This is a genomic window from Parabacteroides gordonii MS-1 = DSM 23371 (genome assembly GCF_000969825.1).
Classification (GTDB): Bacteria; Bacteroidota; Bacteroidia; order Bacteroidales; family Tannerellaceae; genus Parabacteroides; species Parabacteroides gordonii.
The window spans coordinates 1,920,080-1,932,221 of sequence record NZ_KQ033919.1 but is presented as its reverse complement, the minus strand read 5'-3'; the positions used below and the strand labels follow the sequence as shown (position 1 = coordinate 1,932,221).

General features: G+C 43.2%; 10 protein-coding genes and 1 tRNA gene. 7 read left to right on the top strand and 4 right to left on the bottom strand.

Features of this window, described 5'->3' with window-relative positions; all coding sequences use genetic code 11:
* Nucleotides 1–53: 53 nt before the first annotated feature.
* On the bottom strand, nucleotides 54–2,285 hold the full coding sequence (pnp, locus tag HMPREF1536_RS07690) for a polyribonucleotide nucleotidyltransferase (protein ID WP_028726459.1): 2,232 nt from the start codon (nucleotides 2,283–2,285) through the stop codon (nucleotides 54–56).
* Nucleotides 2,286–2,488: 203 nt separating this feature from the next.
* Here pnp and HMPREF1536_RS07685 point away from each other — a divergent pair, with 203 nt between their 5' ends.
* The 3 genes from HMPREF1536_RS07685 to HMPREF1536_RS07675 all read left to right on the top strand — a co-directional run bounded on the left by HMPREF1536_RS07685 (nucleotide 2,489) and on the right by HMPREF1536_RS07675 (nucleotide 4,717).
* Entirely contained in the window at nucleotides 2,489–3,646 is a 1,158-nt protein-coding gene (locus HMPREF1536_RS07685; RefSeq protein WP_028726458.1) for a TlpA disulfide reductase family protein, read from the top strand.
* A 193-nt stretch (nucleotides 3,647–3,839) separates the two neighbouring features.
* Nucleotides 3,840–4,310, top strand: a complete 471-nt coding sequence (gene greA / locus HMPREF1536_RS07680) for a transcription elongation factor GreA (protein WP_028726457.1) — start codon at nucleotides 3,840–3,842, stop codon at nucleotides 4,308–4,310.
* A gap of 11 nt (nucleotides 4,311–4,321) precedes the next feature.
* The gene (locus HMPREF1536_RS07675; RefSeq protein WP_028726456.1) at nucleotides 4,322–4,717 is read left to right on the top strand and encodes an HIT family protein; all 396 of its coding nucleotides are present in this window, start codon (nucleotides 4,322–4,324) and stop codon (nucleotides 4,715–4,717) included.
* A gap of 215 nt (nucleotides 4,718–4,932) precedes the next feature.
* Here HMPREF1536_RS07675 and HMPREF1536_RS07670 read toward each other — a convergent pair whose 3' ends face one another.
* Complete coding sequence (locus HMPREF1536_RS07670) at nucleotides 4,933–6,030, bottom strand: PspC domain-containing protein (RefSeq protein WP_028726455.1); 1,098 nt, start codon at nucleotides 6,028–6,030, stop codon at nucleotides 4,933–4,935.
* Nucleotides 6,031–6,042: 12 nt separating this feature from the next.
* The gene (locus tag HMPREF1536_RS07665) at nucleotides 6,043–6,369 is read right to left on the bottom strand and encodes a PadR family transcriptional regulator (protein WP_028726454.1); all 327 of its coding nucleotides are present in this window, start codon (nucleotides 6,367–6,369) and stop codon (nucleotides 6,043–6,045) included.
* 219 nt (nucleotides 6,370–6,588) lie between these two features.
* Here HMPREF1536_RS07665 and HMPREF1536_RS07660 point away from each other — a divergent pair, with 219 nt between their 5' ends.
* From HMPREF1536_RS07660 to HMPREF1536_RS07645, 4 genes are all read left to right on the top strand, one after another.
* Nucleotides 6,589–8,397 (top strand): AMP-dependent synthetase/ligase, encoded by a 1,809-nt coding sequence (locus tag HMPREF1536_RS07660; RefSeq protein WP_028726453.1) that lies wholly within the window; start codon nucleotides 6,589–6,591, stop codon nucleotides 8,395–8,397.
* Nucleotides 8,398–8,449: 52 nt separating this feature from the next.
* A protein-coding gene (gene prfB, locus HMPREF1536_RS07655) for a peptide chain release factor 2 (protein ID WP_122146548.1) occupies nucleotides 8,450–9,575 on the top strand; the annotation gives its coding sequence in 2 pieces (ribosomal slippage) (nucleotides 8,450–8,512 and nucleotides 8,514–9,575; 1,125 coding nt in all).
* 80 nt (nucleotides 9,576–9,655) lie between these two features.
* Nucleotides 9,656–9,729, top strand: a tRNA-Ile gene (locus HMPREF1536_RS07650).
* Nucleotides 9,730–9,823: 94 nt separating this feature from the next.
* Entirely contained in the window at nucleotides 9,824–10,585 is a 762-nt protein-coding gene (locus HMPREF1536_RS07645; RefSeq protein WP_028726451.1) for a Fic family protein, read from the top strand.
* A gap of 63 nt (nucleotides 10,586–10,648) precedes the next feature.
* Here the strand turns inward: HMPREF1536_RS07645 and HMPREF1536_RS07640 are convergent, their stop codons facing one another.
* Nucleotides 10,649–12,118 (bottom strand): sulfatase family protein, encoded by a 1,470-nt coding sequence (locus tag HMPREF1536_RS07640; RefSeq protein WP_028726450.1) that lies wholly within the window; start codon nucleotides 12,116–12,118, stop codon nucleotides 10,649–10,651.
* Nucleotides 12,119–12,142: the final 24 nt, after the last annotated feature.

Here is a 12,142-nt window from a genome sequence, read left to right as displayed (position 1 = left end):
GAGCTACCCGAATTGCGGATAGCTCTTTATATAATGTATAAGAAAGTCGTTTATTAACGATCGCCACGGTTATTGCGATCGCCGCGATCCTGACGAGGGCCACGGTCACTGCGGTCGCCACGTTCTGGTCTCGGGCCTCTTTCTGGTCTCGGCGGACGTTCTTCGTAACCTTCCGGCTTTGGCAACAATACCTTGCGTGAAAGTTTGAACTTACCGGTCTTTGCGTCGATGTCTACCAGCTTAACCTGGATCGTATCGCCTTCTTTCAAACCAGCCTGTTCTACTGTTTCCAGACGAGCCCAGTCGATTTCAGAGATATGAAGCAGACCGTCTTTGCCCGGCATGAATTCAACGAATGCACCGTAAGGCATGATAGAAGAGATCTTTCCTTCGTATACTTCGCCTACTTCCGGAACGGCAACGATACCTTTGATTGCTCTGATAGCAGCATCGATAGTATCTTTGTTTGTTCCTGAAATCTCGATTCTACCGAATCCGTCAACTTCTTCAATCGTGATAACAGCACCTGTTTTTTCCTGGATACCCTGGATGATCTTTCCGCCCGGGCCGATTACGGCTCCGATGAATTCTTTACCAATCATCATCGTTTCGATACGAGGTGCATGCGGTTTCAGATCTTCACGGGTTGTCGGTTGAGCTTCCATGATCTTGCCTAAGATGTGCATACGGCCTTCTCTTGCCTGAGCTAATGCGTTTTCAAGGATTTCGTATGACAGTCCGTCTACCTTGATGTCCATCTGAGTAGCAGTGATACCGTCTTTTGTACCTGTTACCTTGAAGTCCATATCTCCCAGGTGGTCTTCGTCTCCTAAGATATCGGAAAGGATAGCATAGTTCTGACCTTTGTTTTCAGAGATCAACCCCATTGCGATACCTGATACCGGTTTCTTCATCGGAACACCGGCATCTCTCAGAGCCAGCGTACCTGCACAAACTGTTGCCATAGAAGAAGAACCGTTTGATTCGAGGATGTCAGAGATTACGCGGATAACGTAGGGGTAATCTTCCGGTATCATGCGTTTCAATGCACGGTGAGCCAGGTTTCCGTGACCTATTTCGCGACGTCCTACACCACGCTGAGCTTTTGCTTCACCGGTAGAGAACGGAGGGAAGTTATAATGTAAAAGGAAACGTTCTTTGCTGTGGTTCAGTACGTCGTCAACCATTTTTTCGTCGGCTTTGGTACCAAGCGTAACAGTTGTCAGTGACTGCGTTTCACCACGAGTGAAGACTGCTGAACCGTGAGGTCCCGGAAGATAATCTGTTTCGATCCAGATCGGACGGATCTCAGTTGTCTTACGGCCGTCCAGACGTTTACCTTCGTCGAGGATTGCACGGCGCATAGCTTCTTTTTCTACATCGTGGTAGTAACGGCCGATCATTTCAGCCTTTTCTGCCAGTTCTTCTTCAGAGAAGTTGGCTTTATATTCTTCTACGATTGCCTCGAAAGCATCGTGACGCTGGTGTTTGTCTGTACCTGATGTCGCAACAGCATACGCTTTAGCGAAACATTTGTCGTGTACATCCTTACGTAATTCGTCATCATTTACTTCATGGCAATATTCACGTTTTACCAGCTTGCCGCAAGCTTCAGACAGTTCGATCTGTGCCTGGCACTGTATTTTAATCGCCTCGTGAGCAACCTTAATGGCTTCAAGCATTTCAGATTCCTGTACTTCAGACATCTCACCTTCCACCATCATGATGTTGTCGATAGTTGCACCAACCATCATATCGATATCTGCTTTTTCCAATTCTAAGAATGTCGGGTTGATAATGAATTTACCATCGACACGTGCTACACGCACCTCGGAGATCGGACCGTTGAAAGGAATATCTGAAACAGCCAGAGCTGCAGAAGCGGCTAAACCGGCCAGTGCATCCGGCATGTCTTCGCCGTCAGAAGAAAACAATATAACGTTTACATATACTTCAGCATGGTAGTTGTCCGGAAATAACGGACGCAACACGCGGTCAACCAGGCGTGATGTAAGGACTTCGTAGTCAGAAGCCTTTCCTTCTCTTTTTGTGAAACCTCCGGGGAAACGGCCAAATGAGGAGTACTTTTCTTTGTATTCAACTTGCAGCGGCATAAAGTCAACACCGGGATTTGCATCTTTTGCGGCACAAACAGTAGCCAGCAACACTGTGTTGCCCATACGAACGGTAACCGCACCGTCCGCCTGTTTTGCCAACTTCCCGGTCTCGATGGTGATGGTTCTTCCATCAGCCAACTCGATCGTCTTGTTAATTGGATTAAGCATAATCTTCTTTCTTATTTTTCTATCTGTAAAAATTGGTGCAAATGTAATGAAAGTTTACCTGTAAATGCATGAAAATGAAAATAAAAAACATCAGAAAAGTTCTTTTTTATAAAAATAAAGGGAAGATTTTGAGAATAATAGTGCCACAATTGTAAAATAATGTATATTTGCATCGGAATTACGAACATTGTAAAGAAGAAAGAATGAAACAAATATCTGCGCAGTTACTGCTTGTTATCGGAATATGTATGCTGTTGTTCACTGCATGTAACAATGCATCCGATTTTACAGTGAAAGGTGTGGTGTCCGGAGCTGATGGGCAGACCATGTACCTGGAGAATGTGGGTATATCGAATGTCGAAACTCTTGACTCTGTCAAACTGACGGCTGCCGGCAAATTTAAATTTAATCATAAACGTCCGGGATTTCCTGATTTTTACCGCTTGCGGTTGAATAATCAGTTGATCAATTTCGCGATCGACTCGGTTGAAACGGTTACTATCGCTGCCGATGCGGGGACATTTGCAACTTCCTATACGGTAGAAGGTTCTGAGAACTCCAAGGCGATCAAAGCAATTACGCTGGCACAGCTGGATGCAAATCAGGCGATCGGCAGATTGCGTAAGGAATACGAAGATAAGCATATAGCGGATACGACTTATCGTGCAAAGATGCTGGAAACAGCAGAGGCATATAAGGAGGTAGCCCGTAAATATATTTATTCGGCTCCGATGTCTACAGCTGCCTACTTTGCATTATTCCAGCAAATTGACGGTCTGTTGTTCTTTGACTTATATGACAGGAATGATGTGAAAGCCTATGGTGCAGTAGCGACCAGCTACGATCATTTCTATCCGGGCAGCCCGCGTTCCAAACATCTGTACAACCTGACATTGCAATCTATGAAAGTGCTTCGCGCACAACGTCCGGTGAACTTTGATGATGTGAAAACAACCGAAATAAGCTTCCTCGATATCGAATTGCCGAATCTGAAAGGGGAAGTGGTGAAGTTGTCGGGTGTGGCAGAAGGAAAACCGGTAGTGATTAACTTCACGGCTTATCAGGCAGAATGGTCGCCGGCGCTGAATATGGCATTAGGCGAGATTTATACGAAGTATCACGGACAGGGATTGGATATTTACCAGATATCTCTGGACTCTGATGCTCACTTCTGGAAAAATGCAGCTTCGAATTTGCCTTGGGTGACAGTGCGCGATCCGCAGTCGGTTTATTCGCAGATTGCCGGATTGTATAATGTGAAGCAACTCCCGGCGATTTTCATACTCGATCGCAAAGGTAACCTGGTGAAGCGTGTGGATGATCCTAAAACACTGGAAGCCGATGTGAAAGCTGTACTTTAATGTATTTTACTAGTAATCAGATTTATATGTTTTAAAGCACTTGCAAGGGTTTGTACATTCTGAAAAGATGTCTTATCTTTGCCTAGTCTAAAATAAAGAGAAAGAGGAGTTCCGGCCAGGCTATTGGTCGGGATTCTTTTTTTATATGTGGTATAAATATTAATTTAATAATCAATAATTAGGAGGATTTAGTATGGCTGTTAGTTATATGACAGAAGACGGCTACAATAAGCTTTTAGCTGAAATCAACTATTTGGAAACCGTGAAACGACCGGAGATTTCTGCCCAGATTGCTGAAGCCAGAGATAAAGGAGACTTATCTGAAAATGCAGAATACGATGCTGCAAAAGAAGCTCAGGGTATAATGGAGGCAAAGTTGTCTCAGTTGAAAGGCCTGTTGGCTAATGCGCGTCTGATCGATGAAACGCGTGTTCAAACAAACGAAGTGCAGATTTTGAATAAAGTAAAGATCAAGAACACAAAGAATAACGCTGTGATGACATATACTTTGGTTTCTGATTCGGAAGCCAATCTGAAAGAAGGTAAGATTTCTGTCAGTACTCCGATCGCTCAGGGACTGATGGGTAAGAAAGTTGGTGACGTTGTAGAAATCAAAGTGCCGTCAGGCTTGATGACTTTCGAAGTGATGGAAATTTCAATTTAATACAATAAGATATGGCAACAATATTCAGTAGAATAGTGGCTGGTGAAATACCTTGTCATAAAGTTGCGGAAGACGAAGAATTCTTTGCCTTCCTGGATATCAACCCGGTTGCAAAAGGGCATACATTGGTGATTCCGAAGAAAGAAATTGATTACATTTTTGACGTGGAAGACGCATCATTAGGGCGAATGATGGCATTTGCCAAGTGTGTGGCCCGTGCGCAGGAAGCTGCTATTCCGTGCAAGCGCGTAGGGTTGGCTGTGATGGGGTTGGAAGTACCTCACGCCCATATTCACCTGATCCCTATAACCAAGGAATCGGACATGTACTTCGGCGGTGAAAAAATGACAATAAGCCAGGAAGAATTGGCTTCAATTGCCGCCTTGATAAGAAAAGCGTACAAATAATTGGGTAAAGTCTTTTTTTATTCAAAATAATACGTATATTTGTAACCACTATTTCTGCTTAGTTTTTGAACTGCAGAAGTAGTGGTTTTTTTAAATGATTCATTAGTGGTTTTTACTCATAAATTTGTTAACCTTAGAAGAAAGGCCCCTCTGAGACAGAGCGGCCTTCTTTTTTTAAACACACATTTACTTATAAACAAAAGTCTTTAATCTCCCTATATATGTATTGAAAAATTAGAATTGTGCCATAGGTACGGACTAAGTGCCGGTAATCCCAGGTTTACAAAATAAATAATGCAGCCAATAAGAGCAAGTACCCAGATGGCCAGTAATGTCCATTTCGCAGGATTGGGCAACGGTTTTAAATTGAATAATTGTCCGAATATGGCGAAAAGCAGTGCTATTGCAGGTATTCCGATCAGTAAGATGATGCCGATACAGCCTATTACCGCTATATAAACAGGGACTCCGTTGTAAAGATCCATTCCGAAAGGAGAAAGTTGGTATAATATTCCTGCCCCTCCTCCAATCAAGGCAACTGTTATAACAAACAATATAAATACGACCAGCAGGAGAGGTGGCAGTAAAATGATACCAGCCAGGACAGCTCCAAATTTTAAGAGGAAGCCGAACACTGTGACGAACAGATCAGCTATTTTTTGAAAAAAACTCCTGGGTTTATCAGAACTTATATAGTCATTCACATTGTTTGAAACTTTTTCGAAACCGTCTGTAACCGTTTGTCCGATCGTTTCAAGCGTGACGCTTTTTCCCCGCATGATCAGCCGGTCGGCTGCCGTTTTTGCTAACGGCATTACCAACCAGAGTATAATGTATAATAAAGCCATCCAGTGTACGAACGGAATGAAGAGCAGCAGGATCATCGCTAATCTGACTGCTGTGGCATCCCAACCCATATAGGCAGCAATACCGGCGGCAACTCCGCCGATTACGCGGTTGTCGGGGTCGCGCATCAGTTTTTTCTTGCCGGAGATTACTTGTTCCTGATAAACACGTTTTCCCGTAGTCTCTTTTTCTTCCTCTTTTTCCTCTTCGAATATTTCTTCCGGTTTCCCCATGCGGTTGATCACCTCTTCGACATGTTCGATCGTGATCACTTCGTGACCCAGACGAACCCGTTCGCCGAAAAGCTCGGATATACGCATTTCGAAATCGTTCATAATTTCTTCAGAGCCCTCTTCTTTGCGGAAATGTATGCGCAGGTTCGAGAGATACTTATCTAATAGTTGATATGCGTCTTCGTCAATGTGGAAAACTGTTCCTCCCAAATTAACAGTAAGTGTCTTCTTCATTGTTTTGCTGTTTTAATTGTTTCTGATGTGGTTTATTGTATCATTTAGTTCCTGCCACGAGTTTTCCAGTTCTCCGAGAAACTCTTCTCCCGTCGGAGTGAGTTGGTAATATTTGCGGGGCGGACCCTGAGTCGATTCTATCCACTGATAACTTAATAGCTCACTATTCTTTAATCGTGTTAAAAGGGGATATAAGGTGCCTTCAACTACAATCAATTTAGCCTCCTGTAACTTCTGAATAATGTCAGAGGTGTAAGCCGGCTCTTTCTTGAGAAGCAGGAGGATACAATACTCCAGTGTCCCTTTTCTCATTTGTGATTTTACGTTCTCTGCATTCATATTTTATAGTTTTATGATGCAAATATATGTATTGCCTATGTACTATGCAATACATACTACTATATTTATTCTATTTTAACACGCTTTTCTCCGGATGGCCCTGATATGGAGTTTATGTTTTTGCACAAAAAGTGCGATTGTGTGTAAAAAAAGAAGGGAATCTGTTGCTATTCAGTAGGAAAGCCGTACTTTTGTTGTATCAACTCAAAAAGAAGATTTATGGTTTATTACCACTATGCTGAATTAATTCATAGGCAGGCTGAAAAATATGGCTCGCGTACAGCTTTGAAATACCGCGATCATGAAAGCGGAAAATGGTTAAAGATCTCATGGAAAGATTTCTCTGAGTGTGTAATGCTTACTGCTAAAGCGATGGCAGAGTTTGGAATAGAGGTACAGGAGAAAATCGGTATCTATTCTCAGAACATGCCTCAATGTTTGTTTACTGATTTCGGGGCTTATGGAAACCGGGTGATCTCTATCCCGATGTATGCCACCAACTCTCCGGCCCAGATAGAATATATTATTAATGATGCGGATATACATACCTTGTTTGTGGGCGAACAATTGCAGTATAATAATGCATTTAAAGTTCAGAAGGAATCGACCGTATTGAAGCGTTTGGTGGTATTTGACTCAGCCGTTAAATTGAATCCGGAAGATAAAACTTCTATTTATTTTGAAGATTTCCTGCGTTTGGGAGATACTGCTCATGCGGAGACAACCGTAAAGATCCGTACCAATGAGGCTACGGCCGATGATATAGCAACGATCATGTATACATCCGGTACGACCGGCGAGTCGAAAGGTGTTATCCTCCATCATTTTAATTATCTGGAAGCGATGCGCATCCATGATATTCGTTTGCCGATGGTGAACGATAAAGATACATCCATGTGTTTTCTTCCTTTGACTCATATTTTCGAGAAGGCCTGGACGTATTACTGTCTGCATAAAGGGGTGAAGATCGCTATAAACCAGGATCCGAAGATGATCCAGAAAACGTTGCCGGAAGTTCATCCTACGCTGATGTGTAATGTTCCCCGTTTCTGGGAAAAAGTATATGTGGGAGTTCATGAGAAGATCAATTCTTCTGCTCCTTTTATGAAAAAGATCTTTTTGGATGCGATAGAGACCGGTCGTTCATATAATCTGGAATATAAGAATAAAGGTTTAAAGGCTCCTTTCTGCCTGAAGTCCAAATTTAAATTCTATGATAAGACTGTCTTTACCTTGCTGAAGAAAGTTCTGGGTATTGAGCGGGGACGTTTATTCCCTGTTGCCGGGGCTCCGCTGTCTGATACGGTGAACGAATTCCTGCAGTCTGTTAATATCCCTATTGTTTATGGTTATGGATTGAGTGAAACTACGGCTACTGTGTGTTTCTATCCGGAAATAGGCTTCCAGTTTGGTTCGATCGGTGAGATTATGCCGGGGGTTGAAGTAAAAATAGATGAAAGTAACGGGGAGATCCTGGTGAAAGGAAAAACGGTTACCACCGGATATTATAATAAACCGGAAGAAAACTCCCGTTCGTTTACGGAAGACGGCTTTTTCCGTACCGGGGATGCCGGACGTCTGGAAGGTAATGTGCTATTCTTTACTGAACGTATCAAAGACCTTTATAAAACTTCCAATGGGAAATATATTGCTCCACAGGCCATAGAAATGGAAATGAGCAGCGATAGGTATATCGAGCAGATTGCGGTTATCGGCGACCAGCGTAAGTTTGTCAGTGCTTTGATTGTGCCGGCTTATCTCTTATTGGAAGAGTATGCAGAGAAGAAAGGTATAACGTATGGTAGCCGTGAAGAGTTGGTTGCCCATAACGAGATTATCCGTCTGATAGAGTCGCATATTGAGGAACATCAGAAGAACCTGGCTTCTTATGAAAAGATCAAGCGGTTTACTTTGCTTCCCCAACCGTTTACGATGGAAGGAAGGGAACTGACCGATACGTTGAAATTACGTCGTCCGGTTGTCCTGCAAAAATATGCCAATGAGATTGAAGCAATGTATGCTGAGTAAACTGAAGATTAATTTCCTATCTTTGCACAAAATTTAAAAGAAGAACAAGAGTATGATAACATCAGACCAACTACAGAATGTGTTGGAGCGCGAGCTCGCGCTGAGGGGGTATCTTTGACATAGATGGTAAGGCCATCCAGTTAGAAGAAGAAGAACTGCGTACACAGGATCCCGGTTTCTGGGAAGATGCCAAACGGGCGGAAGCTCAGATGAAAAAAGTAAGGGAGCTGAAAAAGTGGATTGAACTTTACAATGAGGTTCATGATGCGGCAGAGGAGTTGCAGTTATCTTATGAATATGTAAAGGAAGAAATTATCACCGAAGCTGAAGTCGATGCCGCTTATGGCAAAGCGTTGGAACTGGTAGAGAACCTGGAATTCCGGAATATGCTTCGTGATGAAGCCGACCAGATGAGTTGTGTCCTTAAGATCAACTCCGGTGCCGGTGGTACTGAAAGCCAGGACTGGGCTTCCATGCTTATGCGTATGTATCTGCGTTATGCGGAATCCAACAATTATAAAGTATCTATCGCCAACTTGCAGGAAGGGGATGAGGCCGGTATCAAAACAGTCACGATCAATGTGGAAGGTGATTATGCATTCGGTTATCTGAAAAGCGAGAACGGCGTACATCGTCTGGTTCGTGTATCTCCTTATAATGCACAGGGAAAACGAATGACCTCTTTCGCTTCGGTCTTTGTTACTCCGTTGGTAGATGATACGATCGAGGTTAAGATTGAAACGGCAGCTATTTCGTGGGATACGTTCCGCTCAGGAGGTGCCGGTGGACAGAATGTGAACAAGGTGGAATCCGGTGTTCGTCTGCGTTACCAGTTTAAAGATCCTTATACCGGTGAGGAGGAAGAGATCTTGATCGAGAATACGGAAACGCGCGACCAGCCTAAGAACCGTGAGAACGCCATGCGTCAGTTGCGTTCTATCCTGTATGATAAGGAATTGAAACATCGTATGGCTGAGCAGGCCAAGATCGAAGCCGGTAAGAAGAAGATCGAGTGGGGATCGCAGATCCGTAGTTATGTCTTTGACGACCGTCGTGTGAAAGACCACCGTACCAACTATCAGACCTCTGATGTAAATGGTGTAATGGATGGTAAGATCGACGAATTTATCAAGGCTTATCTGATGGAGTTTGGTGGTGAGGAAACTGCTGAAAAGTAAAGTTTTTACAAGAATACTTGCAAAATCCGATTAAAAGTCGTAATATTGCACCCGATTTCAGAGTAACCCTCTGAAATACCGGTCCTATAGCTCAGTTGGTTAGAGCACCTGACTCATAATCAGGGAGTCCTTGGTTCAAGCCCAAGTGGGACCACATATATGAATCGCTTAAATGTTGAAAATAAAACGTTTAAGCGATTTTTTGTTTTTTAGTGTTTGGGTATCATCAACATCAAAGTAAGATAGTTATGAACGAGAATGTGAATACCATATTGCAGGAAATAGACATTCTTAAAGCGGAATTGTCGATATTACGTCCATTGCCTTCGGAAGCTCTTAAGAAGATTGAGGATGCTCTTGATATGGAGTATACCTATGAGAGTAACCGGATTGAAGGAAATACACTTACATTGCAGGAAACAGCTTTGGTTGTAAATGAGGGTATAACTATATCCGGTAAGTCTATGCGTGAGCATTTAGAAGCTATCAACCATGCGCAGGCCATTGATTTTATTAAAGATGTTGCCCGGCAGGATATAGATATCAGTGAACGAACGATTAAAGATATACATGCTATTGTTTTGCATGGAATCAACCGGGAGAATGCTGGTCGATATCGTACTGTTCCTGTGATGATTTCCGGTAGTATGCACATGCCACCTCAACCTTATTTGATTGAAAATCTGATGGAGGACTTTATATTGAAGTTCAAGCAAATGGAGGAAAACAAAGTTCATCCGGTAATAATTGCAGCTTACCTGCATGATGAACTTGTACGGATTCATCCGTTTATCGATGGGAACGGACGTACATGCCGTCTTTTGATGAACCTTTACCTTTTGCAGCATGGTTATATTATTGTTACCTTGAAAGGGGATAATGAAAAGAAGTTACAATATTATAAAGCTCTGGAGAAATCGCATACAGAGCAAGAACCGGATGCTTTTTACATGTTAGTTGCCGAGGCTGAAAAAGAGGCATTGTTGCGGTATATTAAGATTGTAAAGTGAAGCATTAGAATATGTAAAAAAACCAGACACGGGAACATAGAGCCTCGTGTCTGGTTTTTTTGTTTATTTATTTGGATCCGTATAAAGTTTCATTGCATTATTCCAAGGAAGCATTTCTCCATTCCCCCACCAATAGAAATCATCCAGGTTGCAGAAGTCATTATTTCGTTTCATTTCTTCTTTTAAGAGGTTCTTATAAGCAGAAAGTTTGAAAGCGTAAGCCGGTTCCTGTGCATGGTTGACCATCTCCCAGGGATCATTTTTCAGATCGAATAGTTGCTCCGTTCTGAAGCCACCGACATTATAGACGATATATTTCCAGCCGTCCTTTACCAGGCCGCGTTGGATGCTATTGTAGGCAAGGAACAGGCAGTCTCTGTGTTTGTCGGCACCTTTCAGGACAGGAAGTAAGGATTTTCCTGTTACGGAAGGAGCCGGACGGATACCGGTCAGGTCGCACAGAGTCGGGTAGATGTCGTATAGATAACAATTGGCATCTCGTTTTGTCCCTTTTTTCTTATCCATACCGGGAGCAGAAATAACAAGAGGTACGCGTACGCTATGATCGTATAAATTTTGTTTACCCAGAAGACCATGCTGGCCGACTGCCAGGCCGTTGTCGGATGCAAAGACAAGGATCGTATTGTCCAGCTCCCCACTTTCCCGCAAGGCTTGTATGACTCTGCCTATTTGCGTATCAACCTCACTGATCATGCCGTAATAACCGGCTAGCTCTTTCTGAGTCGCTTCCTTAGTGCGGGGAACAGGAGTCAGTACTTCGTCACGTACTTTCATATCTCCGTTATCGAACGGATGCTGAGGCAGGAAGTTTATAGGCAGGTTTAGCGTATCCGCTTTATATCCGTGAGCATAATCGGGATGTTGCATCCGGGGATCGTGCGGGGAAGTGAAGGATACGAAGGCAAAGAACGGATTTTTTTCTTTTTTACGGCTTTTCAGGAAGTCGACGGCAGCATCTGCAAACATTTCGGAAGAAAACTTTTCTCCTATAAAGGGTTTCTCACTGTAGTTTCCGCTCGGATCATAGTGATGCAGATGGGGAGATACATGCCCGTTTGTCTCATAGGTATGCATTCCTCCGAAGAAAATATTTTCGCCGGTGCTGAATGAACGGGTAAAGGATTTATAGTCGGAATGCCATTTCCCGGTTGCAAAAGTAGTATATCCGTTTTGTCTGAATAACTCCGGCATAGTAACATGTTGTTCCGGTATCTGGGCACCATCCTGAATGACCTGATAAACACCTCGTCCTGTCATAATCATAGCCCGACTCGGCATCGACAGGGCACCTCCCAGGGAACCGTTCGTGTAAGTACGGGTGAATGATACTCCGTTATCGACGATCCGGTCGATGTTGGGTGAATAAACCTGATCGCATCCATAAGCATGAATGCATGTACTCTGCATGTCATCCACAAGGATGAACAGGACATTCGGCGCTTTCTTTTTAGATTGTCCGAAACATGCGGTAGATAAAGCCAGTGCGCAGACTGGAATTAAAATCTTTCTCATATAGATAGTGTTTTTTAGGTATCA

What these genes read in the sequence shown, in the direction of transcription:
- HMPREF1536_RS07685 (WP_028726458.1), top strand. Translation starts at nt 2,489, where the DNA reads ATGAAACAAATATCTGCGCAGTTACTGCTTGTTATCGGAATATGTATG.
- HMPREF1536_RS07670 (WP_028726455.1), bottom strand. Translation starts at nt 6,030, where the DNA reads ATGAAGAAGACACTTACTGTTAATTTGGGAGGAACAGTTTTCCACATT.
- HMPREF1536_RS07660 (WP_028726453.1), top strand. Translation starts at nt 6,589, where the DNA reads ATGGTTTATTACCACTATGCTGAATTAATTCATAGGCAGGCTGAAAAA.
- HMPREF1536_RS07665 (WP_028726454.1), bottom strand. Translation starts at nt 6,369, where the DNA reads ATGAATGCAGAGAACGTAAAATCACAAATGAGAAAAGGGACACTGGAG.
- HMPREF1536_RS07640 (WP_028726450.1), bottom strand. Translation starts at nt 12,118, where the DNA reads ATGAGAAAGATTTTAATTCCAGTCTGCGCACTGGCTTTATCTACCGCA.
- pnp (WP_028726459.1), bottom strand. Translation starts at nt 2,285, where the DNA reads ATGCTTAATCCAATTAACAAGACGATCGAGTTGGCTGATGGAAGAACC.
- greA (WP_028726457.1), top strand. Translation starts at nt 3,840, where the DNA reads ATGGCTGTTAGTTATATGACAGAAGACGGCTACAATAAGCTTTTAGCT.
- HMPREF1536_RS07675 (WP_028726456.1), top strand. Translation starts at nt 4,322, where the DNA reads ATGGCAACAATATTCAGTAGAATAGTGGCTGGTGAAATACCTTGTCAT.
- HMPREF1536_RS07645 (WP_028726451.1), top strand. Translation starts at nt 9,824, where the DNA reads ATGAACGAGAATGTGAATACCATATTGCAGGAAATAGACATTCTTAAA.